The 22,400-nt window shown below is 62.4% G+C and carries 24 protein-coding genes; 21 read left to right on the plus strand and 3 right to left on the minus strand.

Annotation, left to right across the window (positions count from 1 at the left end; genetic code table 11):
• Nucleotides 1-3: 3 nt before the first annotated feature.
• The 14 genes from rplF to dsbD all read left to right on the plus strand — a co-directional run bounded on the left by rplF (nt 4) and on the right by dsbD (nt 9,158).
• Nucleotides 4-537, plus strand: coding sequence for a 50S ribosomal protein L6 (gene rplF / locus ACI48I_RS21290; protein ID WP_193687462.1), 534 nt, complete (start codon nt 4-6; stop codon nt 535-537).
• A gap of 12 nt (nt 538-549) precedes the next feature.
• Nucleotides 550-912, plus strand: coding sequence for a 50S ribosomal protein L18 (gene rplR, locus ACI48I_RS21295; RefSeq protein WP_192056825.1), 363 nt, complete (start codon nt 550-552; stop codon nt 910-912).
• 12 nt (nt 913-924) lie between these two features.
• Nucleotides 925-1,443 (plus strand): 30S ribosomal protein S5, encoded by a 519-nt coding sequence (gene rpsE, locus ACI48I_RS21300; protein ID WP_193687461.1) that lies wholly within the window; start codon nt 925-927, stop codon nt 1,441-1,443.
• Nucleotides 1,444-1,453: 10 nt separating this feature from the next.
• Nucleotides 1,454-1,633: a 50S ribosomal protein L30 gene (gene rpmD, locus ACI48I_RS21305; protein ID WP_007875342.1), complete on the plus strand. Its 180-nt coding sequence runs from the start codon at nt 1,454-1,456 to the stop codon at nt 1,631-1,633.
• 26 nt (nt 1,634-1,659) lie between these two features.
• Nucleotides 1,660-2,091, plus strand: coding sequence for a 50S ribosomal protein L15 (rplO, locus tag ACI48I_RS21310; RefSeq protein ID WP_137172335.1), 432 nt, complete (start codon nt 1,660-1,662; stop codon nt 2,089-2,091).
• A gap of 28 nt (nt 2,092-2,119) precedes the next feature.
• Nucleotides 2,120-3,454, plus strand: coding sequence for a preprotein translocase subunit SecY (secY, locus tag ACI48I_RS21315; RefSeq protein ID WP_193687459.1), 1,335 nt, complete (start codon nt 2,120-2,122; stop codon nt 3,452-3,454).
• Nucleotides 3,455-3,473: 19 nt separating this feature from the next.
• Nucleotides 3,474-3,692: a translation initiation factor IF-1 gene (infA, locus tag ACI48I_RS21320; protein ID WP_005663428.1), complete on the plus strand. Its 219-nt coding sequence runs from the start codon at nt 3,474-3,476 to the stop codon at nt 3,690-3,692.
• 38 nt (nt 3,693-3,730) lie between these two features.
• Entirely contained in the window at nt 3,731-3,844 is a 114-nt protein-coding gene (gene rpmJ / locus ACI48I_RS21325) for a 50S ribosomal protein L36 (RefSeq protein ID WP_005663407.1), read from the plus strand.
• 12 nt (nt 3,845-3,856) lie between these two features.
• Entirely contained in the window at nt 3,857-4,222 is a 366-nt protein-coding gene (rpsM, locus tag ACI48I_RS21330) for a 30S ribosomal protein S13 (protein WP_056337616.1), read from the plus strand.
• Nucleotides 4,223-4,236: 14 nt separating this feature from the next.
• Nucleotides 4,237-4,641: a 30S ribosomal protein S11 gene (gene rpsK, locus ACI48I_RS21335; protein WP_005663404.1), complete on the plus strand. Its 405-nt coding sequence runs from the start codon at nt 4,237-4,239 to the stop codon at nt 4,639-4,641.
• A gap of 234 nt (nt 4,642-4,875) precedes the next feature.
• Nucleotides 4,876-5,499, plus strand: a complete 624-nt coding sequence (rpsD, locus tag ACI48I_RS21340) for a 30S ribosomal protein S4 (protein WP_193687458.1) — start codon at nt 4,876-4,878, stop codon at nt 5,497-5,499.
• Between the two features lie 117 nt (nt 5,500-5,616).
• Nucleotides 5,617-6,594 (plus strand): DNA-directed RNA polymerase subunit alpha, encoded by a 978-nt coding sequence (locus tag ACI48I_RS21345; RefSeq protein ID WP_026354946.1) that lies wholly within the window; start codon nt 5,617-5,619, stop codon nt 6,592-6,594.
• A gap of 127 nt (nt 6,595-6,721) precedes the next feature.
• Entirely contained in the window at nt 6,722-7,117 is a 396-nt protein-coding gene (gene rplQ / locus ACI48I_RS21350; protein ID WP_159698303.1) for a 50S ribosomal protein L17, read from the plus strand.
• Between the two features lie 112 nt (nt 7,118-7,229).
• Complete coding sequence (dsbD, locus tag ACI48I_RS21355) at nt 7,230-9,158, plus strand: protein-disulfide reductase DsbD (RefSeq protein WP_498575334.1); 1,929 nt, start codon at nt 7,230-7,232, stop codon at nt 9,156-9,158.
• A gap of 102 nt (nt 9,159-9,260) precedes the next feature.
• On the opposite strand, the gene ACI48I_RS21360 is transcribed toward dsbD, so the two are convergent.
• Nucleotides 9,261-9,788, minus strand: coding sequence for a Spy/CpxP family protein refolding chaperone (locus tag ACI48I_RS21360; RefSeq protein WP_498575335.1), 528 nt, complete (start codon nt 9,786-9,788; stop codon nt 9,261-9,263).
• A 199-nt stretch (nt 9,789-9,987) separates the two neighbouring features.
• Between ACI48I_RS21360 and ACI48I_RS21365 the strand changes: the two genes are divergently transcribed.
• From ACI48I_RS21365 to ACI48I_RS21385, 5 genes are all read left to right on the plus strand, one after another.
• Nucleotides 9,988-10,716 carry a response regulator gene (locus ACI48I_RS21365; protein WP_193687455.1) on the plus strand — a complete coding sequence of 243 codons (729 nt, stop codon included), beginning with the start codon at nt 9,988-9,990 and terminating at the stop codon, nt 10,714-10,716.
• On the plus strand, nt 10,713-12,071 hold the full coding sequence (locus ACI48I_RS21370) for an ATP-binding protein (protein ID WP_498575336.1): 1,359 nt from the start codon (nt 10,713-10,715) through the stop codon (nt 12,069-12,071). The genes ACI48I_RS21365 and ACI48I_RS21370 overlap by 4 nt, the downstream gene beginning before the upstream one ends.
• Before the next feature lie 91 nt (nt 12,072-12,162).
• A complete protein-coding gene (locus ACI48I_RS21375) occupies nt 12,163-13,344 on the plus strand; it encodes an efflux RND transporter periplasmic adaptor subunit (RefSeq protein ID WP_498575337.1) in 1,182 nt (393 codons plus the stop codon).
• Entirely contained in the window at nt 13,341-16,487 is a 3,147-nt protein-coding gene (locus tag ACI48I_RS21380) for an efflux RND transporter permease subunit (RefSeq protein WP_498575338.1), read from the plus strand. Before ACI48I_RS21375 ends, ACI48I_RS21380 begins: the two co-directional genes overlap by 4 nt.
• 141 nt (nt 16,488-16,628) lie before the next feature.
• Nucleotides 16,629-17,528, plus strand: a complete 900-nt coding sequence (locus ACI48I_RS21385) for a hypothetical protein (protein ID WP_193687451.1) — start codon at nt 16,629-16,631, stop codon at nt 17,526-17,528.
• A 60-nt stretch (nt 17,529-17,588) separates the two neighbouring features.
• On the opposite strand, the gene hemB is transcribed toward ACI48I_RS21385, so the two are convergent.
• Both hemB and yihA read right to left on the minus strand, forming a co-directional pair.
• Nucleotides 17,589-18,602 (minus strand): porphobilinogen synthase, encoded by a 1,014-nt coding sequence (gene hemB / locus ACI48I_RS21390; protein WP_193687450.1) that lies wholly within the window; start codon nt 18,600-18,602, stop codon nt 17,589-17,591.
• Between the two features lie 14 nt (nt 18,603-18,616).
• A complete protein-coding gene (yihA, locus tag ACI48I_RS21395) occupies nt 18,617-19,351 on the minus strand; it encodes a ribosome biogenesis GTP-binding protein YihA/YsxC (RefSeq protein ID WP_193687449.1) in 735 nt (244 codons plus the stop codon).
• 156 nt (nt 19,352-19,507) lie between these two features.
• On the opposite strand from yihA, the gene ACI48I_RS21400 reads away from it, so the two are divergent.
• A complete protein-coding gene (locus tag ACI48I_RS21400) occupies nt 19,508-20,182 on the plus strand; it encodes a c-type cytochrome (RefSeq protein ID WP_193687448.1) in 675 nt (224 codons plus the stop codon).
• 93 nt (nt 20,183-20,275) lie between these two features.
• Nucleotides 20,276-22,366, plus strand: coding sequence for a cytochrome c biogenesis protein ResB (locus ACI48I_RS21405; protein ID WP_498575339.1), 2,091 nt, complete (start codon nt 20,276-20,278; stop codon nt 22,364-22,366).
• The last annotated feature ends 34 nt before the right edge of the window (nt 22,367-22,400 follow it).

The following is a 22,400-nucleotide window of genomic DNA, read 5'->3' on the forward strand; positions in this document are numbered from 1 at the left end:
ACGATGTCTCGAGTAGCTAAGATGCCAATCGCTGTCCCAGCAGGCGCCGAAGTGGCGATCACTGCAGCAGCGATCACGGTCAAAGGCCCACTGGGCAGCCTGACCCAGCCGTTGAACGGCATGGTCAAGGTGGAAAACAACAACGGCACGCTGACCTTCGACGTGGTGGACGATTCCCGTGAATCGAACGCCATGTCCGGTACCCTGCGTGCCCTGGTCAACAACATGGTGACCGGCGTGACCAAGGGCTTCGAGAAGAAGCTGAACCTGGTCGGCGTGGGCTACAAGGCAGCAGTGCAGGGCAACGCCCTGAACCTGTCCCTGGGCTTCTCGCACCCGGTGCTGCACGCGATGCCGGAAGGTATCACTGCCGTGACCCCGACCCCGACCGAAATCCTGATCAAGGGTATCGATCGTCAAAAGGTTGGCCAGGTTGCTGCCGAAGTGCGCGCTTACCGCTCCCCTGAGCCTTACAAAGGCAAGGGTGTCCGTTATTCGGACGAAGTGGTGAAGCTTAAAGAAACCAAGAAGAAATAATCGGAGCTGACGATGGACAAGAAAGAATCGCGTCTGCGTCGCGGACGCCAAACCCGCATCAAGATCGCGCAGCTGGGCGTGAACCGTTTGTCGGTTCACCGCACCAACCTGCACATCTATGCGAACCTGATCAGCCCGGATGCGAAGGTCCTGGTTTCGGCTTCGACGCTGGAAGCAGACGTGCGCGCCGAACTGGCAGGCCAGAGCGGCAAGGGCGGCAACGCTGCTGCCGCGGCACTGGTTGGCAAGCGCGTTGCAGAGAAAGCACTGCAAGCAGGGATCACCGAAGTGGCATTTGACCGCTCCGGTTTCCGTTACCACGGCCGTGTGAAGGCGCTGGCAGAAGCCGCGCGTGAAGCCGGTCTGAAGTTCTAAGGAAGAATCGTCATGGCAAAAATGCAAGCGAAAATGGCAAGCGACAAGCCGGATGATGGCATGCGCGAAAAAATGATCGCGATCAACCGCGTGACCAAAGTGGTCAAGGGTGGTCGTATCATGGGTTTTGCAGCGCTGACCGTTGTCGGTGACGGCGATGGCCGCATCGGCATGGGTAAAGGCAAGTCGAAGGAAGTTCCAGTCGGCGTGCAAAAAGCGATGGAAGAAGCCCGCCGCAACCTGATCAAGGTGCCCCTCAAGAACGGTACCCTGCACCACACCGTCTCCGGTCGTCACGGCGCCTCGCGCGTCATGATGATGCCAGCGAAACCTGGTACCGGCGTCATCGCTGGTGGCGCAATGCGCGCCATCTTCGAGGTGATGGGCGTGACCGACGTGGTCGCCAAGTCGACCGGCTCGTCGAACCCGTACAACCTGGTGCGCGCTACCCTCGACGGCCTGTCGAAGATGAGCACCGCGTCCGACATCGCCGCCAAGCGTGGCAAGTCGGTCGAAGACATCATCGGTTAAGGTGAAGACAATGGCAAACACCATCAAAGTACAACTGGTCAAGGGCCTGATCGGCACCCGTCAAGATCACCGCGCTACCGTGCGTGGTCTGGGTCTGCGTCGCGTCAACTCGGTTTCCGAGTTGCAGGACACCCCATCTGTGCGTGGCATGATCAACAAAGTCTCGTACCTCGTTAAAGTTGTTTCGTAAGCCTCGGCTTACGAACGGAGAAAACAATGGAATTGAATACCATTCAACCAGCTGACGGCGCCAAGCACTACAAGCGTCGCGTCGGCCGCGGTATCGGCTCCGGCCTGGGCAAGACCGCCGGTCGCGGTCACAAGGGTCAGAAGTCGCGTTCGGGCGGCTTCCACAAGGTCGGCTTCGAAGGCGGTCAGATGCCTCTGCAGCGTCGTCTGCCGAAGCGTGGCTTCAAGTCGCTGAACGCTACGTTCAAGGCTGAAGTGCGTCTGTCGGACCTGAACAACCTGGCCGTCGGCGATGTCGACATCCTGGTGCTCAAGCAAGCAGGCATCCTGTCGGTGGTGGCACGCGACGTGCGCGTCATCCTGTCGGGCGAGATCACCAAAGCGGTGAACCTCAAGGGCCTGAAGGCGACCGCGGGCGCGAAAGCGGCCATCGAAGCAGCTGGCGGTTCGGTCGCTTAAAGCGATCGCTGCCTGATCGGAGCACAAATTGGCGACTAATTCACAACTTGGTAAAAGCGCCGCTGCCGGCTTCCCCTGGGGTCGGTTGTGGTTTTTGCTTGGCGCGTTGGTCGTGTACCGCATCGGTGCTCACATCCCGGTCCCCGGGATTGACCCGATTGCGTTGGCGTCGCTGTTCAAGCAGAACGAAGGCGGCATCCTGGGCATGTTCAACATGTTCTCGGGTGGCGCGTTGTCCCGCTTTACCGTGTTCGCACTCGGGATCATGCCCTACATTTCGGCTTCGATCATCATGCAGCTGGGGTCGATCGTCTCGCCACAGCTCGAAGCGCTGAAGAAAGAGGGCGAAGCAGGGCGCCGCAAGATCACCCAGTACACCCGTTACTTCACGGTGGCACTGGCCTTGTTCCAGGCGTTCGGCATCGCCGTCGCGCTCGAAGCCCAGCCGGGTCTCGTGCTCGATCCAGGCATGGGCTTCCGCTTCGTCACGGTCGTGACCCTGCTTACCGGCACCATGTTCCTCATGTGGCTGGGCGAGCAGATCACCGAACGTGGCCTCGGTAACGGCATTTCGATCATCATCTTCGCCGGTATCGCAGCCGGTCTGCCGTCGGCATTGGGTGGCTTGTTCACTCTGGTGTCGAATGGCTCGATCAACAGTATTGCCGCAATCGGCATTGTCGTCCTGGTGATTGGTGTGACCTATGCGGTGGTGTTCGTGGAACGTGGTCAGCGCAAGATCCTCGTGAATTACGCCAAGCGCCAGGTCGGCAACAAGGTGTACGGTGGCCAAACCAGCCACCTGCCCCTGAAGCTGAACATGGCCGGCGTGATCCCGCCGATCTTCGCGTCGTCGATCATCCTGTTCCCGGCGACGATCGTCGACTGGTACACGCGTGGCAAGGATTCCAGCGGCCCGTTCATCGGGTTCCTGAAAGACCTCGCCGCTTCGCTCGGTACCGGTTCGCCGATCCACGCGTTGCTGTATGCGGTGGCAATCGTGTTTTTCTGCTTCTTCTATACCGCGCTGGTGTTCAACAGCAAGGAAACGGCGGACAACTTGAAGAAAAGCGGTGCGTTTGTGCCTGGCATCCGTCCAGGTGACCAGACGGCCCGCTACATCGACAAGATCCTGATGCGCCTGACTTTGGCTGGTGCGGTCTACATCACCGTCGTGTGCCTGGTGCCGGAGTTCCTGCAGTCGTTTGCGAAAGTTCCTTTCTATTTCGGCGGCACCTCGCTCCTGATCATCGTGGTAGTAACGATGGACTTCATGGCACAAGTGCAGAACTACGTCATGTCGCAGCAATATGAATCGCTGCTGCGGAAGGCGAACTTCAAGGGCGGAATTCCGACGCGATAAGCGGGAGTGTAGAGACCGAATGGCAAAAGACGACGTCATCCAAATGCAAGGCGAGATTCTCGAGAATCTCCCAAATGCGACATTTCGCGTAAAGCTGGAAAACGGGCATGTGGTCCTGGGGCATATCTCGGGTAAAATGCGGATGAACTATATCCGCATTCTCCCAGGAGACAAGGTAACGGTCGAGTTGACGCCGTACGACTTGTCCCGGGCGCGCATCGTATTCCGCACCAAGTAAAAAATCTAAGTAAATACTCACCAGGAAGAGAGTGCAAAATGAAAGTTAATGCTTCAGTCAAGCGGATCTGCCGCAACTGCAAGATCATCAAGCGCAAGGGCGTGGTCCGTGTGATCTGCGTCGAGCCGCGTCACAAGCAGCGTCAAGGTTAAGAGGAATAACGAATGGCACGTATTGCAGGGGTTAACATCCCAAATCATCAGCACACTGTTATCGGCCTGACGGCGATCTACGGTGTTGGCCGTCCGCGCTCGCAGAAGATCTGCGATGCGACCGGTATCGCGACCAACAAGAAGGTCAAGGACCTCGACGATAACGAACTCGAGAAGCTGCGTGACGAAGTCGCGAAGTTTGTCGTGGAAGGCGATCTGCGCCGCGAACTGTCCATGAACATCAAGCGTCTGATGGATCTGGGCTGCTACCGCGGCATGCGTCACCGTAAGGGTCTGCCAGTGCGCGGTCAGCGTACCCGCACCAATGCACGTACCCGCAAAGGTCCGCGCAAGGCCGCTCAATCGCTGAAGAAATAATCTAGGAACCGACCATGGCCAAGCAACAAAGCAGCGCAGCAGCAGCGCGCGTCCGTAAGAAAGTCAAGAAGAACGTGGCTGAGGGCATCGCCCACGTCCACGCTTCGTTCAACAACACCATCATCACGATCACCGATCGCCAGGGCAATGCCCTGTCGTGGGCGACGTCGGGTGGCGCAGGCTTCAAAGGCTCGCGTAAATCGACCCCGTTCGCGGCTCAGGTCGCTGCTGAAGCAGCCGGCAAGGTCGCCCAGGAAAGCGGCGTGAAGAACCTGGAAGTGCGCATCAAGGGCCCAGGCCCAGGCCGTGAATCGGCTGTCCGTGCACTGAACAACCTCGGCATCAAGATCACCGAGATCCAGGACGTGACGCCAGTGCCGCACAACGGCTGCCGTCCTCCAAAGCGTCGTCGTATCTAAATTCATCCGGGCAGTTCTGCTGCCCTGTTGTTTTCAGTACAGCGCTTAGGCAGTATGCAGTAGCAAAAGCCGGTGCAGTGACCCGAATTCGGGTATACTGCCCGGCTGTTGTCGCCTTGGGCGTTTGCTCGGGGTTTATTTTTAGCCACGTCCGCTCTTATCAGGGTCGGACTAGCGCCTGCCGCATTCTCAAGAATGCCTCTGGGGCGTGATTAATACATCAAAGGATTCAACGTGGCACGTTATATCGGACCAAAAGCAAAACTGTCGCGCCGTGAAGGCACCGACCTGTTCCTCAAGAGCGCACGCCGCTCGCTCGACTCGAAGTGCAAACTGGACGTCAAGCCAGGCCAGCACGGTGTCAAGTCGGGTGCCCGCACCTCGGACTACGGCAACCAGCTGCGCGAAAAGCAGAAGGTCAAGCGCATGTACGGTATCCTCGAGCGCCAGTTCCGCCGCTACTTCGCTGAAGCGTCGCGCAAGAAGGGCAACACCGGCGAAACCCTGCTGAAGCTGCTGGAATCGCGCCTGGACAACGTCACCTACCGCATGGGCTTCGGCTCGACCCGCGCTGAAGCGCGTCAGCTGGTGAGCCACAAGGCCTTCACCGTCAACGGTAACGTCGTGAACATCGCTTCGTACGCTGTCAAGACCGGCGACGTCATCGCCGTTCGCGAAAAGGCGAAGAAGCAAGTGCGTATCGTCGAAGCCCTGTCGCTGGCTGAACAGATCGGCATGCCGAGCTGGGTGTCGGTCGACGCGAAGAAGATGGAAGGCACCTTCCGTTCGTTCCCAGAGCGTAACGAGATCGCCGCTGACGTCAACGAAGCACTGATCGTCGAACTGTACTCGCGTTAATCGTTAGTCGGTATTTGCGCCCGCTCCTCACCGAGCGGGCGTTTGCAATTCAAGAATTTTAAACATGCCATCAGCCTTATCGGTGTAACGAGCCGAGGGTATTGAAAAGGACATTTCATGCAAAATAGTTTGTTGAAGCCACGTATCATCGATGTCGAAGCACTCGGTGCCGGTCACGCCAAAGTCGTGATGGAGCCGTTCGAGCGTGGCTATGGCCACACGCTGGGCAACGCACTGCGCCGCGTCCTGCTGTCGTCGATGATCGGCTACGCGCCGACCGAAGTCACCATCGCCGGCGTCGTGCACGAGTACTCGTCGCTCGACGGCGTGCAGGAAGACGTCGTCGACCTGCTGCTGAACCTGAAGGGCGTCGTGTTCAAGGTGCACAACCGTGACTCCGTGACCCTGACCCTGAAAAAGGAAGGCGAAGGCGCCGTCCTGGCATCGGACATCGATCTGCCGCATGACGTGGAACTGATCAACCCGGATCACGTGATCGCTCACCTGACCGCCGGTGGCAAGCTGGACATGCAGATCAAGGTCGAAAAAGGCCGTGGCTATGTTCCTGGTAACGTCCGTCGCCTGTCGGAAGACACGAACAAGACGATCGGCCGCATCATCCTGGACGCATCGTTCTCGCCAGTGCGCCGCGTGTCGTACGCCGTCGAATCGGCGCGCGTCGAACAGCGTACCGACCTGGACAAGCTGATCATCAACATCGAGACCAACGGCGTCATCACCCCGGAAGAGGCGATTCGCCAGTCGGCACGCGTGCTGGTCGACCAGCTGAACGTGTTCGCCGCCCTGGAAGGCACGGAAGCCGCCGCCGAAGCACCATCGCGTGCTCCGTTGGTCGATCCGATCCTGCTGCGTCCAGTCGACGACCTGGAACTGACCGTCCGTTCGGCCAACTGCCTGAAAGCAGAAAACATCTATTACATCGGCGACCTGATCCAGCGTTCGGAAAACGAACTGCTCAAGACGCCGAACCTGGGCCGCAAGTCGCTCAACGAAATCAAGGAAGTCCTTGCTTCGCGCGGCCTGACCCTGGGTATGAAGCTGGAAAACTGGCCGCCTGCCGGCCTGGAAAAGTAATTTGATTTGTAGTACCACTATCCGGACAAGGGTGTCCGGATAGTTCAACCCTTATGAACCGGTCCGCGGTCATGCATCTGCATGAACGATCGAAGAACTGGAAATTAAACACTCGAAAGGAAGTACCATGCGTCACCGTCACGGCCTCCGTAAGCTGAACCGTACCTCGTCCCACCGTCTCGCCATGCTGCGCAACATGACCGTCTCGCTGCTGCGTCATGAAGCCATCAAGACCACCGTGCCAAAAGCCAAGGAACTGCGTCGCGTCATCGAGCCGATCCTGACCCTGGGCAAGACCGACACGCTGGCCAACAAGCGCCTGGCATTCGCCCGCCTGCGCGACCGCGAAATGGTGCAGAAGCTGTTCGCCGAACTGGGCCCACGTTACGCCAACCGTAACGGCGGCTACCTGCGCATCCTGAAAATGGGTTTCCGCGTGGGCGACAACGCGCCAATGGCGTATGTCGAGCTGCTGGACCGTCCGGAAGTCACCTCGGCCGACGAAGCACCGACCGCTGAGTAATCGCTTCTTGCGAATAAAAAAACCAGGCCTTGCGCCTGGTTTTTTTTCGCCCGTACCCGTCCGCACACAGCCGGTGTACCATTCTGCTGCGTTGTGTTCATCAAAGGAAGTCATGTCCGTCTCCCGTTTTCGTGCAGCCCATACGCGCCTGCTGGCCGCGCTGACGCTGCTGTTCGTCTCGCTCGTGCTGCTGGCGGTACCTGGCCGCGCCGAGGATTTCCTCGATCCTGCGGTCGCCTTCAAATTCTCCGCGCGCATGGAGGGCGAACGCACGGCCGTCGTCACCTACGACATCGCCCCCGGCTACTACATGTACCGCGAGCGTTTTACATTTACGGCGACCGGAGCGAAGCTGGGCGAGCCGCAAATCCCGCCAGGCAAGGTCAAATACGACCAGACTTTCGAAAAGAACGTCGAAACTTACCACGGGAGCGTAACGATCCGCATCCCCGTCGAAAGCGGGTCCGCCTTCACGCTGAACGCCACCAGCCAGGGCTGCGCCGACGCCGGCCTGTGCTACCCGCCGCAGGAACACAGCGCGCGATTGACGGCCGCCAGCGGATCCTCCGAGGCGAGCATACCGATTGGCGCCAGCGCACAGCCGCCGTCGTCGATCGCGCTGTCATCCACGCCGCTCAGCGAAGGGCCGGCAAGCGTCGTCGCCCCGCGCGGGAGCAGCACACCCGCCACGGCGCCGGCGGCCGCGAGCCCGGCGCCGCAGAACCCGGCACCCGGCGCGGAGCCACCGACCAGTGCTCCCGCGGCCAATCCTGCCGGCACGCCCTCCGACATGGCCGGTATCGGCGCCATCCTGCAAGGCGGGCGCCTGCTCGCCATTGTCCCCGCCTTCGCGCTGCTCGGCCTGGGCCTGGCGTTTACACCCTGCGTGCTGCCGATGGTGCCGATCCTGTCGTCCATCATCGTGGGGGAGGGCGGCAAGACCAGACGCTCGCGCGGCCTGGTGCTGTCGGTCACCTATTCGCTCGGCATGGCCATCGTCTACACGGCGCTCGGCGTAGCCGCCGGCCTGATCGGGGAGGGCTTGTCGGCCGCCCTGCAGAACCCGTGGGTGCTGGGCGCCTTCTCCCTGCTGATCGTCGCGATGGCGATGTCGATGTTCGGTTTTTATGAGCTGCAGGTGCCCGCTTCGATGCAAACGAAACTGGCCAATGCGTCCGGGCGCCAGGCGTCGGGCAAGCTGGCCGGCGTGTTCGCCATGGGTGCGATTTCCGCCCTGATCGTCGGGCCCTGCGTGGCTGCCCCGCTGGCCGGCGCCCTGGTCTACATCAGCCAGACGAGAGACGTGCTGGTCGGCGGCGCCGCGCTGTTTTCGATGGCGATCGGCATGAGCATCCCGCTGCTGCTGGTGGGCGTCTCCGCCGGCTCGCTGCTGCCGCGTGCCGGCGCCTGGATGGACACCGTCAAACGCTTCTTCGGCGTACTGATGCTGGGCATGGCGCTGTGGCTGGTCTCTCCGGTGCTGCCGCCGTTGCTGCAGATGATCCTGTGGGCTGCGCTGCTGCTCGGCTACGGTGCGTATCTGCTGAGCCGGCGCGGGCACTGGGCGGCCATCGCCTGCGGCGCCGCATTCGGCATCCTGGGGGCCTTGCAGCTGGTTGGCGCGGCCACGGGCGGGCGCGACCCGCTCGCACCGCTGGCACACCTGACGGGTACGCCAAAACACGCGCTGACCTTCAAGCGCGTGAAAACCGTGGCCGAGCTCGATGCGGTGCTGGCCGCGAACGCCGGCAAGACGGCCATGCTCGACTTTTATGCCGACTGGTGCGTGTCGTGCAAGGAGATGGAGAAGCTGACCTTCATCGATCCCGCGGTGCAGGCCAAGCTGGCCAATACGATGCTGCTGCAGGTCGACGTAACCGCCAACGATGCGCACGACAAGGCGATGCTGAAACGGTTTGGCCTGTTCGGCCCACCGGGGATCATTTTCTTCGACCGGGCGGGCAAGGAGATCAGTGACAGCCGCGTGATCGGTTACCAGAATGCCGCCAAATTCCTGAATTCGCTGCAAAAGCTCGAGTAGCCCGTAGGGTGGGCTCCGCCCACGCGGTACATCGTTCGCGTATCGAACAGAGGACAAAAAAGGGATGCCGAGGCATCCCTTTTTCGTTATCAGCTAAATCATTTAGCTTTGCAGCGCCGCGCCACGGTCGCCGTGCTGACCACCGCGATGACCGTGATGCCTGCCGCCGAAACGCATCGCTTTGCTGTCCAACACCTGCTTCTGCTCCGGCGTGAGCACGGCATACAGGTTGTTCAAGGCCGCCAGGCGCGCTTCCATGCGGGCGGTGCGCTGCTTCTGGCGCTCGATCTGCTGCTGCAGGCGCTGCGGCGCGGGTAGGGCCGCCAGCTTCTCGTGCTCGGCACGGGCTTGCGGGCCCTGTGCGGGCTTGCCGGCTGCGATGAAGGCGGCGAAAGCCGGTTCCTGCTGCCGGGTCAGCTTGAGCTCGGCACGCAGCTTGGCTTCACGCTGGGCTTGCCATTCGGCGCGCTTGGCCTGGCGCTCGGCTTTGAATGCCGCGCGCTGTTCGGCGCTGACGGCCTGGCCATGGCGGCCTTCCTGCGGCTGGACAGGGGCAGTCTGGGCGACGGCGGCGCCGGCGATACCGAGGGCGGTCAGGGCGATCAAGACATTTTTGTGAAGAGTTTTCATTTCAGGTCCTCGTGGTGTGTGAGTCAGTTGATGTTGTGCGTGAACTACTCACTGCACGGGATCCATCATCGCGAATAAATGTAAGCCCAGCGTGTCCCCTGCCACACTCTTTGTATCAATATGTTTCCTTCGTTTATTCATATACATACAGATACAAACCCGCTGTTCATGCCCTGTAGAAGCAAGGATAATTGCGAGCATGGACAATCCATCTACCATCCTCATCGTCGACGACGACCGCGACATCCGCCAGTTGCTGGCCGACTACCTCGAGTCGAACGGCTACCGCGCGCTGGCCGCCGCCGACGGCGTGGCGATGTGGAAGATCCTCGACGAGGCTCGTCCCGACCTGATCGTGCTCGACCTGAACCTGCCGGGCGACGACGGCCTGACGCTGTGCCGCAAGCTGCGCGCCACCTCCAGCCTGCCGGTGATCATGCTTACGGCGAGAAACGAGCCGCTCGACCGCATCCTCGGCCTGGAAATGGGCGCCGACGATTACCTCCCGAAACCCTTCGAGCCGCGCGAGCTGCTGGCGCGCATCCGCAGCGTGCTGCGCCGCTCGCATGCGATGCCCTCGAATGCCCCGGCCGAGAACGTGCAGCAGATGCGCTTTTCGGGCTGGACCCTGGACCTGACGGCGCGCCACCTGCTCAATCCGGACGGCATGGTGATCATGCTGTCGGGCGCCGAGTTCCGACTGCTGCGCGTCTTCCTCGAACACCCGAACCGCGTCCTGAACCGCGACCAGCTGCTGAACCTGACGCAAGGGCGCGACGCCGACCCCTTCGACCGCTCGATCGATATCCAGATCAGCCGCCTGCGCCAGAAGCTGGGCGAAGACGCGCGCATGCCGCAAATCATCAAAACCGTGCGTAACGGCGGCTACGTGCTCGCCGGCCAGGTCACTGTGGAGCCCGCAGCGTGAAAGCCTTCCTCGGCTCGATGACGGGCCGTGTCTTTGCCACCTTGCTCCTCGGTATTCTGATTTCGGCTGCGCTCACCCAGTGGCTGGCCGACGTCGAGCGCCAGCGCGTGCTCGAACGCCAGCGCGACCAGACCCTGATCGAGCGCGCCGAGCAACTCATCATGGCAACCGAGATCGTGCCGGCCTCGGCCCGACGCGCCTATCTCGGCGTTGCCAACCGTCCCGGCTTGCAGCTCGATGCCGGTGAGCTGCAGCCGCTCGCACCCATACCCTCGGACTTCGCCCGCACCCTGACCGACCGGCTCGGCAAGGACTACCGGATCGGCAGCGCCGCGGCCCGTCCGGCGGCCTGCGCCAACCCGCCGCGGATGCCGCTGCTGTACGGCCTGCTGAGCGCCGAATGGCGCGGCGCCTGCGAAAACCTGAACGTGCGCCTGCGCGACGGCGAACAATTGCACCTGTCCGTGCTGCCGCCGCGCAGCCTGGTGCTTGCCGATACCGATTACCGCGCCGTGCTGGCGCTGTTTTTTGTCAGCATCGCCATTCTCGCCTACCTCGTCGCGCGCATGACGACCCGTCCGCTGAAACAGCTGGCGCAGGCCGCGCAAGACCTCGGCAACGACATCAACCGCGCCCCGCTCGACCTCACCGGCGCCAGCGAAATCCGGCAAGCGAGCGCGGCCTTCAACGCTATGCAGGCGCGGATTCGCCAGTACATCTTCCAGCGCACGCAGATGCTGGCCGCGATCACCCACGATCTGCAAACGCCGCTCACGCGCATGCGCCTGCGCCTGGAAAAGGTGTCGGACCACGAGCTCCAGGAACGCCTGATCGGCGATTTGTCGGCCATGCAGGCGATGGTGCGGGAGGGACTCGATCTCGCGCGCAGCATGGACACCACCGAAAGCATGCAGCTGCTCGACCTCGATTCGCTACTGGACTCCGTGTGCGACGACGCCGCCGACGCCAGCCAGGCCGTCACGCTGGCGGGGCGCTCGGGCATGGCGCTGCTGGGCCGTCCGCTCGACCTGCGCCGCTGCCTCGGCAACCTGATCGACAACGCGGTGAAATACGGGCACCAGGCCCAGGTCACGGTCGACCGCGTGAACGGCGCGGCGCGCATCCGGGTGCGCGACAGCGGCCCCGGCATCGAGCAATCGGAGCAGGTCCGCGTGTTCGATCCCTTCTACCGTGTCGAGACCTCGCGCTCGCGCGAATCGGGCGGCACCGGCCTGGGCCTGACCATCGCCCGCAACATCGCCGAGCAGCACGGCGGCAGCATCTCCCTGGCGAACCACCTGGAAGGCGGCCTCGAGGTTACCCTCATGCTGCCGGAGTACTACCCGGGCAAATGACACTGTGATATGCCAGTGTCATACTGACTAATCTCATCGCACCGATTTAATTGACTGATAAAGCCGCCGGCACGCGCGGTAAGGGACCTGAATGAAAAAGAATACTCTCGCAGTGATCGCCATTGTCGTGGCCGCTGGTGCCGGCGGCGCCTGGTACATGAACCGGGGCGCCCATGCCGAAGCCGAAAGCGCACACGGCGGCGCGGGTGGAAAGGGCGGCGCGCAGCCGCCGACCACCGTCAACGTGATCACTCCGCAGCGCCAGGATGTCGGCGTGGACGTTGCCGCGAACGGCACCGTGACGCCGCAACGCACCGTCGACCTGCGTCCGCAGACGACCAGCACGATCCGGCAGGTCCACATCAAGGAAGGCCAGTTCGTGAAAGCCGGTCAATTGATGTTCTCCTTGGATGACCGCAGCGACCGCGCCAGCGTGGCGCAGGCCGAAGCGGAAGTGGCGCGCGGCCGTGCCAGCCTGGCCGACCTCGAGCGCCAGTACAAGCGCAGCCAGGACCTGGTAGCCCAGAAATTCCTGGCGCAAAGCGCCGTCGACACCTTGAGGAGCCAGGTCGAGGGCGCCAGAGCCGCCCTGGCCGCGAGCAGCGCCGCCGTGCGCGCCAGCCAGGTGAACGCCAGCTACACGAGCATCCGCGCACCGATGGCGGGCCGCGTCGGCGCGATCAATGTCTATCCGGGCAGCCTGGTGCAACCCGCTACCTCGCTCACCACCGTCACCCAGCTCGACCCGATCGACGTCGCGTTTACGCTGCCGGAATCGAGCCTCGGTTCGCTGCTGGCCGCGCAGAAGCAGGGCAAGGTGGCAGTCGAAGCCAGCACCGGCGCCGATGCGAAACCGGTGACCGGCGAACTGAGTTTCGTCGACAACACGGTCGACCCGACCAGCGGCACCATCCGCGTGAAAGCGCAGTTCGGCAACAGCGACGGCCTGCTGTGGCCGGGGCAATACGTCAACACGCGCGTCACCGTGCGCACGATAAAGGACGCGGTGGTGATTCCGCAGAATGCGATTATCATCAACGCGCAAGGCACCTTCGTCTACGTGGCCGAGAAGGATGGCACCGCGCGCCAGGTGCCGATTGCACGCCAGCATGCGTTCGGCTTGAATGCGGCGGTGACGGGCCTGAACGGCGACGAGCAGGTCATTACCGAAGGCAAGCAGAACCTGCGTCCGGGCGGCAAGGTACGTCTCGCGGGAGCGAAGCAGCAAGGCACGCAACAAGCTGCGCCGGCAGGAAAGGATAAAGCGGCATGAATTTGTCCGAACTGTGTATCCGCCGGCCGGTAATGGCCGTGCTGCTGTCGATCAGCCTGGTGCTGGTCGGCATCCTCGCCTACATGCACATTCCGGTCGCGGCGCTGCCCAGCTATAACACGCCGGTCATCAACGTCAACGCCAACCTGCCGGGCGCCAGCCCCGAGACGATGGCCTCGTCGGTCGCCTTGCCGCTGGAAAAACAATTCTCGACGATCGCCGGCATCAAGCTGATCACCTCGACCAGCACCCAGGGCAGCACCTCGCTGACCCTGGAATTCGACACCAAGATCGATGTCGACAAGGCCGCCGTCGACGTCCAGGCGGCGCTGCTGGGCGCGCAACGCCAGTTGCCGCTGGAAATGACGGACCTGCCGTCCTATCGCAAGGTCAATCCGGCCGACGCCCCGATCCTGTTCGCGCACATGACCTCGCCGTCGATGAGCCTGGCCGAGCTGAACGACTACGCCGAGAACATGATCTCGCCGGCGATCTCGACCTTGCCGGGCATTGCCCAGGTCACCGTGAACGGCCAGAAGCGTTTCGCCGTGCGCGTGCGTGCCCGTTCCGACCTGATGAACGCGAGAAATATTTCGATGGATGAACTGGCGACCGCGCTGCGTGCCGCCAACTCGAATGCGCCGCTGGGCGTGCTCGACGGCCCGGCGCAAACGCTGACCATCCAGGGCGGCGCCCAGCTGATGAAGGCGGCCGATTTCGCGAAATTGATCATCGCCACCCGCGACGGCATGCCGGTGCGCCTGCAGGATGTCGCGCAAGTCGAGGACAGCTACCAGTCCGTCAAGGCGGCCGGCAGCCTGAACGGCGAACGTTCCATCGTGCTCATGGTGCAGCGCCAGCCGAACGCGAATACCGTGCAGGTGGTCGACGCCGTGCGCGCGCTGCTGCCGAAATTCGAGCAGCAACTGCCGGCCTCGATCAAGATCCACCTGGTCAACGACCGCTCGATCTCGATCAGGGAGGCGATCCACGACGTCAACCTGACCCTGGCCGGTACCATCGTGCTGGTCATCCTGGTGATCTTCCTGTTCCTGCACCGCCTCACGGCAACCCTGATTCCGGCGGTCACCGTCCCCATCTCTCTGCTGGGCGCGCTGTCGCTGTTGTATGCGCTCGGCTATAGCCTCGACAACATCTCGCTGCTGGGCATTACGCTGGCAGTCGGCCTGGTGGTCGACGACGCCATCGTGGTGCTGGAAAACATCGTGCGCCACATGGAGCTCGGTAAAAAACCCTTCCACGCGGCCCTGGTCGGTTCGCGCGAGATGGGTTTTACCATTATCTCGATCTCGATCTCGCTGGTCGCCGTGTTTATCCCCATCTTCTTCATGCCGGGCGTGATCGGCCTGCTGTTCCGTGAGTTCGCCGTCATCGTCGGCCTCGCCGTGCTGGTCTCGGCAGCCGTGTCGCTGACCCTGGTGCCGATGCTGTGCTCGCGCCTTTTAAAAGGCGGCGGCCACGTCGAGCCGCATGAGATGTCCTGGGTCGGCCGCCGTTTCGAGGCCCTGTTCACGAGCGTGCGCAATGGGTATGCGCGCAGCCTGGACCGCGCGCTGCGGCACCGTTTCCTGGTGCTGATGCTGGCGCTGGGCACCCTGGTGCTGACCATCTTCCTGTATTCGACCATGCCAAAAGGCTTCTTCCCAGAGGAAGACCTGGGGCAATTGCGCGTGACCGTCGAAACGGCGGAAGACACCTCATCAAGCAGGCTGCTGGAACTGCAGGGCAAGGTGGTCGACGTGATGCGCGCAAACAAGAACGTGCAGAGCGTGACCTCGTTTACCGGCGGCGGCAACAGCGGCCGCATGTTCCTGGTGCTGGTGCCGCGGGCAGAGCGTCCTGCAATGCCCGCGGTCCTTGATGAACTGCGCAAGGCCACGCGCAACATCGCCGGCGTCCAGGTCTACATGGCCCCGGTGCAGAACCTGCAGCTGGGCGGCCGTCCAAGTAAAAGCCGCTACCAGTACTCGCTGCAAAGCGTGTCGGGCGGAGAAATCGGCGGCTGGGCCGACCAGTTCCTCGAGCGCATGCGGGCCAACCCGATTTTCCGCGACGTCACCAGCGACTCGCAGAACCGCGGCCTGCAAGCCACGCTCGACATCGACCGCGACAAGGCGGCGCTGCTCGGCGTCCAGATGGCCGACGTGCGCACCGTGCTGTACGCCACCTTCGGCGAGCGCCAGGTCTCAACCATTTATTCCAGCGCGGCCAGCTATTACGTGATCCTGGAAGCGGCCGAGGCCGACCGCTATTACGACGACGCCCTGTCAAAAGTGTCGGTGCGCTCGAAATCGGGCGCGCTCGTGAAACTGTCGAGCTTTGCGAGCGTGCGGCGCACGGTCGGCCCGATCGCGATCAACCACCAGGGACAATTGCAGGCGATCACGCTGGCATTCAACCTGGCGCCGGGCGTGCCGCTGGGCGACGCCACCGCGGCGATCGACCAGATGGGCCGCGACATGAAGCTGCCGGCTTCGGTCATCACCCAGTACGGCGGCGATGCGGCCGTGTTCCAGGACACCCAGTCGAGCCAGCTGATCCTGATCATCACGGCCATCGGCGTCATTTACGTGCTGCTCGGCGTGCTGTACGAGAGCTATATCCACCCGTTGACGATTCTGGCCGGCCTGCCGTCGGCGGCGGTCGGCGCCTTGCTGACGCTGTGGATTTTCAATATGGACCTGACCCTGATCGCGATGATCGGCATCCTGATGCTGATCGGTATCGTGAAAAAGAACGCGATCATGATGATCGACTTCGCCCTCGACGCCCAGAGGAATGCCGGCATGACGCCGGACGAGGCGATCCGCGAGGCCTGCGTCCTGCGTTTCCGTCCGATCCTGATGACGACGCTCGCCGCAATGATGGGCGCGCTGCCGATCGCGCTGGGCATCGGTGCCGGCGCGGAATTGCGCCAGCCCCTGGGTCTCGCCGTGGTGGGCGGCCTGATCTTCTCGCAGGTGATCACGCTCTACATCACGCCGGTCATCTACCTGTACCTCGACAAGTACAGCGGCTCCGGCCCGATGACGGACGACGACGTCGCCGCGGCGGAAGCCGAGTCCGAGGCCGGCCACACGCAGCACGAACCGGTGAAACACCCACGCGTACGGGTCGGCTGAAACATCCTGTAACAACCGTCAGGACCACAGTTGTATAAGCTGTAACGTGGAATGCGGCCGTGCGAAGTCGATCCAAACGGGGTAGACTTCGCACGCGGCCGCGTGTCGCGTTATTTGGCTATCCGGAAAGTGCTATCGATTTTGCGTGACCAATCCCATATTTGCGTAGAGCACGGCGATGTATGCGACCATTGCGGCCAGCCCCTGCCTGGCCGCACCGTGCCGCAATATGGCGAGCGCCGCGCCAATCGCACCGGTCTGATACTCACGGTCTTGCTGCACCTGCTGCTGGTCGCGCTGTATTTTTACCAGCCGCAAAAGAAAGAAAAGAAGGCCCGTCCGCCCGATGGCGGCGAAGTCGTCTATGTCGCGCCGTTGGCGAAGCCGGCCCAGCCGCCGCCGCAAAAATCGGCCGCGCGCAAACCCACCAAGAGCACCCCGCGCCCGCGTCCCACGACGCCGCCGGTCCAGCGTCTGCCGAACACCATTACCTTGCCGAATGAAAAACCGGTCGAAGTGGCCAAGGTGCAGCCGCCGCCAGAGCCGAAGCGCGAGGAAGTTGCGCCCGAGATGGACATGACGGAATACATCGCCAAGCGCCGCCAGGCCAGGGGCGCCACCGACCCCAGCACGTCCACGGAAGAAAGCGAAGCCGCGCGCGGCAGCCGCAATGCGCTGGCGAACATCGCGGCGGTCAACAACCGCGGGCGCGACGACGCCAACGAGAGCGGCGGCGTGTTCTCGATCTCGAATAAAACCTTCCACAGCATGGACCTGAAATTCCGTGGCTGGAACCCGAGTTTCAAACGGCGCTGGCTGACCTCGGTGACGGTGGAGCAGGGCAGCGAGCCGGATGTGGAGACGGCGGTCGTCAAGAAGATGATCGAACTGATCCGGCGCGAAAAGACGGGCGATTTCGAATGGGATTCGCACCGCCTCGGCAAGGTGATCACGATGAGCGCGCGGGTGAAGGATACGGAACAGTTGCAGGCCTTCCTGATGAAGGAGATGTTCCCGGAGTACAAGCCGCCGGTGCGGTGAGTCCCGCTCAATAAAAAAAACCGTGCCTCGGCACGGTTTTTTTGTTTGGCGACGAAACGTTTATCCGCCGGCCTTGAGCTTGCGCGCCACGTCCAGCGCGAAATAGGTCAGCACCCCATCCGCTCCCGCGCGTTTAAAGGCCATCATCGATTCCATCATGACCTTGTCGTGATCGAGCCAGCCGTTCTGCGCGGCCGCCTTGATCATCGCGTATTCGCCGCTGACCTGGTAGGCGAAGGTCGGCACCTTGAACTCGTCTTTGACACGCCGCACCACGTCGAGGTAGGGCATGCCCGGCTTGACCATCACCATGTCGGCGCCTTCGGCCAGGTCCAGCGCCACTTCGCGCAGGGCTTCGTCGGTATTGGCCGGGTCCATCTGGTAGGTGTTTTTATCCGCCTTGCCGAGATTCGCGGCCGAGCCGACGGCGTCGCGGAAGGGGCCGTAGAAGGCCGACGCATACTTGGCCGAGTAGGCCATCAGGCGGGTGTGAATAAAACCTTTTTCTTCCAGGGCATTGCGGATCACGCCCATGCGGCCGTCCATCATGTCCGAAGGCGCGACGATGTCGACGCCGGCCTCGGCCTGGGCCAGGGCCTGGCGCGTCAGCATCTCGATGGTTTTCTCGTTGACGATGTAGCCGGTCTCGTCCGGCAGGCCGTCCTGGCCGTGGGTCGTGTACGGGTCGAGCGCGACGTCGGTCAGGATGCCCAGCTGCGGGAACTGTTGCTTGAGCTTTCTTACCGCGCGCGGCACCAGGCCGTCGGGATTGGTCGCTTCCACGCCGTCATAGGTTTTAAGAGAGGCATCGATCACCGGGAACAGCGCCAGTACCGGAATGCCGAGTGCCACGCATTCCTCGGCCACCCCCATCAGCAAGTCCACGGATAAACGCTCCACGCCCGGCATCGAGGCCACCTGCTGGCGCTGGTTCTCGCCGTCGAGGATGAAGACCGGATAGATCAGGTCGGACGCGGTGACGGTGTTTTCGCGCATCATGGCGCGCGAGAACGGGTCGCGGCGCATGCGGCGCATGCGGGTGGCGGGGTACTGGCCGGTAATGATGGAGCTCATCGTGATCGCTTTCTTCAGGGTTGGTCGGGGGCCTTGCCTTCGTCGCTGCCGCCGTCTTGCGCGTCGTCGATGTCGTCCTCTTCTTCGACGTCCAGGCCGATCAGGGACTGGATCTTGGCGTCCGCTTCCTCGATGCCGATCCGTTTCAACGCCGAGAACAATTGCACGGTGAACGGGAAGCCTTCGCCGTCTTCGTCGACATAGCTTTCCAGCACGCCTTTCGCTTCGCGCAGCGCGTTGGCCTGCTCGTTGCGGTTCAGCTTGTCGGCCTTGGTGAGGATGCAGTGGATCGGTTTGCCGGTCGGGGCGAACCATTCCAGCATTTGCGTGTCCAGGTCCGTAAACGGGCGGCGCGAATCCATGATCAGGACCAGCGCGGCCAGTTGCTCGCGGCGCTGCACGTAATCGCCCAGCAGCTTTTGCCAGTGCAGTTTGGCATTGCCCGATACTTCCGCGTAGCCATAACCCGGCAAGTCGACCAGCAGGGCGCGGATTTCCTCGACGATGGTCGGGTCCTTGCGGTGCTGGGCGACGTGGGCGCCGCCGATCGAGAAATAATTGATGTGCTGCGTGCGGCCAGGGGTCTTCGAGGCGAAAGCCAGACCCTTCTGGTTCGTCAGGATATTAATCGCGGTCGACTTGCCCGCGTTGGAACGGCCGGCAAAGGCGATCTCCGGCACCACGGTGTTGGGGAGATCGCGCAATTGATTGACGGTCGTGAAGAAGCGGGCTTGCCAGAGTTTGGACATGGGGAAGAGGTGAAAAAGGCAATGAAATGAAGCAATGGGGAAACAAAGCTATTGTACAATAAGGGGTTATCAATTGTATGGGCTGCCCTTTCAGGGACGCCGGTCAGGCCGCTGTAATTACAATAAATCTGTTGTCGACTTTTTCAGGGTGCTCGAATGAATCGTGTGTCTGTATCGTCCGCTAACGCGGTGTTCGTGAAATCGTTGTTGGTTGCAACCCTGGCTCTCGGCAGCATCGCTGGCGCCGCCGAAGCGCAGCACCCCGCCAAACCCGACGCCGCCAAGGGCGCCACCCTGTACGAAAGCGGCGACACCGCGCGCGGCCTGCCGGCCTGCCTGTCCTGCCACGGCGCCAACGGCAACTCGAGCATCGCAGTCAATCCGAAGCTGTCGTCCCAGATCGAAGCCTACACCCACAAGCAGCTGGTCGACTTCACCACGCCGCAGCGCGTGAATCCGGTCATGACCACCTACGCCAAGATGCTCACCGACGAGGAAAAGCGCAACGTCGCCGCCTACCTCGCCATGCAGAAGACCAAGCAGGGCGCAGCGAAGAACAAGGACACCATCGAACTGGGCCGCAAGATCTATCGCGGCGGCATCGCCGAGAAGGGCGTCGCCGCCTGCGCCAGCTGCCATGGCGCCGCCGGCGCCGGCATTCCGGTACAGTATCCGCGCCTGGCCGGGCAGCAGCAAGACTACACGGTCGCCCAGCTGGTCAATTTCCGCACCGGCGCGCGTACCAACAGCCCGCAGATGACGACGCTGGCACAGCGCCTGTCGGACGCCGAAATGAAGGCAGTCGCGGATTATATCGCCGGCCTGCGTTAAGTTAATCAACGTATGCTGAAGTAATAAAGGGGCGGCAGCGCAAGCTGGCGCCCTTTTTGCTGCAAACTAGCTGCACGAGAAAGTCGTAGAACCATGAGCACCACCGGAATTGAACTGAAAACGCGCCGCTCCTGGCTCGCCGAGACCGTCGAGCTGGTGTCGTCGATGCGCTTTGCCATCAGCCTGCTGGTGATCCTCGCGATCGCCGCCATCATCGGCACCGTGCTGCGCCAGGGCGACATCATGCCGAACTACGTGAACCAGTTCGGCCCCTTCTGGTACGAAGTGTTCGCCAAACTCGGCCTGTACACCGTCTACACCAGCTGGTGGTTCCTGCTCATCCTGATGGTGCTGATCGTCTCGACCAGCCTGTGCCTGATCCGCAATGCGCCGAAGATGATGCGCGACATGCGCAGCTGGCGCGAGTCGGTGCGCGAAGAATCGCTGCGCAATTTCCACCACAAGTACGAATGGACCACGCCGCTGGATGCGTCCGCGCTGGCCGAACAAAGCGCGCTGCGCCTGGGCCATGCCGGCTATAAAGTAAAAATCGTCGAGAAGGAACACGGGACGCTGGTGGCGGCGAAGAAGGGCGCCGGCAACAAGTTCGGCTATATCTTCGCGCACACGGCCATCATCGTGATCCTGCTGGGCGGCATGCTCGATTCCGAGCTGCCCATCCGTTTGCAGCAATGGTTCCTCGGCAAAACGCCCTACACCGGCGGCGGCCTGATCGCCGACGTGCCGGCCCAGCACCGCCTCAGTGTGAACAACCCTACGTATCGAGGCAATATCCTGCTGGCGGAAGGGCAGACCGGGCGCGTCGCCACCATCGCCCAGCCGAGCGGCTCGCTGCTGCAGGAACTGCCGTTCGACCTGCAGCTGAAAAAATTCCACATCGAGTTCTACTCGACCGGCATGCCGAAGCTGTTCGCCAGCGATGTCCTCGTGCACGACCGCGAGCTCGGTAAAACCTTCCCGGCGACCATTAAAGTCAACGAGCCGCTGATCTACAAGGGCGTCGCCGTCTACCAGTCGAGCTTCGAGGATGGCGGCAGCCGCCTGAAACTGACCGGCTTCCCGATGGCGGGCGCCGATGCCAGGGCTTTCCCGATCGCCGGCGAGGTGAACGGCGCAACGGAACTGAAAGCGGCTGGCAGCACTTATTCCGTCGAGTGGTCGGGCTTCCGTCCTTTCAACGTCGAGAACACCGCGGGCAATGACGTACGCGCCGTGGCCAAGGGCCAGACGCTCAACGAGCAATTCGCGGCGACCCTTGGAAAAGCCTCCGGTTCGGCCGGCAAGCATGCCGGCAACAAGGATCTCAAAAATGTCGGCCCCAGCGTGCAATACAAGCTGCGCGACCAGACCGGGCAAGCAAAGGAATTCCTGAACTACATGCAGCCGGTAACGCTCGAGGGTTCCCAGGTGTATCTGGCCGGCGTGCGCTCCAGTCCGTCCGAGGCCTTCCGCTTCCTGCGCATCCCGGCCGACGACGCTTACAGCGTGCGCGAATGGATGCGCCTGCGCGCGGCGCTGGCCGACCCGGCCTTGCGGCTTGAAGCGGCACGCCGCTATGCCGCGCGCACCATGGCGCAGGGGCAGAAGGGCGGCGACGCCTTCGCCGGCCAGCTGCGCGAATCGGCCGAGCGCACGCTGGGCATGTTCGCCGGCGAGGGCACGCCGGGCGGCTTCGTCGCCGTGGCGCAGTTCCTGGAAAAGATTCCGGCAGCGGAGCAGGAAAAGGCGGCCGCCGTCTTCATCAAGATGCTCAACGGCGTGCTGTGGGAACTGTGGCAGGCCGCGCGCGCGCATGAGGGACTCCCTCCGATCGAAGGCAACGATACCCACGCGCGCTTCCTGCAGCTGGCGACGAATGCTTTATCGGACAGTTTCTTCTACGGCGCCCCGGTCTACCTGCAGCTCGACGAGTTTCACGAGGTGAAGGCCTCCGTGCTGCAGGTGACGCGTTCGCCCGGCAAGAAGGTCGTATATCTCGGCTGCGTGCTGCTGATCGCGGGTATCTTCTCGATGTTCTATATTCGCGAGCGGCGCCTGTGGATCTGGGTGCGGAAGAACGATAATGGCGCCCATGCCCTGATGGCGATGAGCACCCAGCGCAAGACACTGGATTTCGAAAAAGAGTTCGCCGAGCTGGCAGCCAAGCTGCCGCAATCGGCGTAAGCTGGCAGCGTTGCCGAGTTCAATACAGGCACTG

It is taken from the genome of Massilia sp. LXY-5 (assembly GCF_059801075.1).

What these genes read in the sequence shown, in the direction of transcription:
- rplF (WP_193687462.1), top strand. Translation starts at nt 4, where the DNA reads ATGTCTCGAGTAGCTAAGATGCCAATCGCTGTCCCAGCAGGCGCCGAA.
- rplR (WP_192056825.1), top strand. Translation starts at nt 550, where the DNA reads ATGGACAAGAAAGAATCGCGTCTGCGTCGCGGACGCCAAACCCGCATC.
- rpsE (WP_193687461.1), top strand. Translation starts at nt 925, where the DNA reads ATGGCAAAAATGCAAGCGAAAATGGCAAGCGACAAGCCGGATGATGGC.
- rpmD (WP_007875342.1), top strand. Translation starts at nt 1,454, where the DNA reads ATGGCAAACACCATCAAAGTACAACTGGTCAAGGGCCTGATCGGCACC.
- rplO (WP_137172335.1), top strand. Translation starts at nt 1,660, where the DNA reads ATGGAATTGAATACCATTCAACCAGCTGACGGCGCCAAGCACTACAAG.
- infA (WP_005663428.1), top strand. Translation starts at nt 3,474, where the DNA reads ATGGCAAAAGACGACGTCATCCAAATGCAAGGCGAGATTCTCGAGAAT.
- rpmJ (WP_005663407.1), top strand. Translation starts at nt 3,731, where the DNA reads ATGAAAGTTAATGCTTCAGTCAAGCGGATCTGCCGCAACTGCAAGATC.
- rpsM (WP_056337616.1), top strand. Translation starts at nt 3,857, where the DNA reads ATGGCACGTATTGCAGGGGTTAACATCCCAAATCATCAGCACACTGTT.
- rpsK (WP_005663404.1), top strand. Translation starts at nt 4,237, where the DNA reads ATGGCCAAGCAACAAAGCAGCGCAGCAGCAGCGCGCGTCCGTAAGAAA.
- ACI48I_RS21345 (WP_026354946.1), top strand. Translation starts at nt 5,617, where the DNA reads ATGCAAAATAGTTTGTTGAAGCCACGTATCATCGATGTCGAAGCACTC.
- rplQ (WP_159698303.1), top strand. Translation starts at nt 6,722, where the DNA reads ATGCGTCACCGTCACGGCCTCCGTAAGCTGAACCGTACCTCGTCCCAC.
- dsbD (WP_498575334.1), top strand. Translation starts at nt 7,230, where the DNA reads ATGTCCGTCTCCCGTTTTCGTGCAGCCCATACGCGCCTGCTGGCCGCG.
- ACI48I_RS21360 (WP_498575335.1), bottom strand. Translation starts at nt 9,788, where the DNA reads ATGAAAACTCTTCACAAAAATGTCTTGATCGCCCTGACCGCCCTCGGT.
- ACI48I_RS21365 (WP_193687455.1), top strand. Translation starts at nt 9,988, where the DNA reads ATGGACAATCCATCTACCATCCTCATCGTCGACGACGACCGCGACATC.
- ACI48I_RS21375 (WP_498575337.1), top strand. Translation starts at nt 12,163, where the DNA reads ATGAAAAAGAATACTCTCGCAGTGATCGCCATTGTCGTGGCCGCTGGT.
- ACI48I_RS21380 (WP_498575338.1), top strand. Translation starts at nt 13,341, where the DNA reads ATGAATTTGTCCGAACTGTGTATCCGCCGGCCGGTAATGGCCGTGCTG.
- hemB (WP_193687450.1), bottom strand. Translation starts at nt 18,602, where the DNA reads ATGAGCTCCATCATTACCGGCCAGTACCCCGCCACCCGCATGCGCCGC.
- yihA (WP_193687449.1), bottom strand. Translation starts at nt 19,351, where the DNA reads ATGTCCAAACTCTGGCAAGCCCGCTTCTTCACGACCGTCAATCAATTG.
- ACI48I_RS21400 (WP_193687448.1), top strand. Translation starts at nt 19,508, where the DNA reads ATGAATCGTGTGTCTGTATCGTCCGCTAACGCGGTGTTCGTGAAATCG.
- ACI48I_RS21405 (WP_498575339.1), top strand. Translation starts at nt 20,276, where the DNA reads ATGAGCACCACCGGAATTGAACTGAAAACGCGCCGCTCCTGGCTCGCC.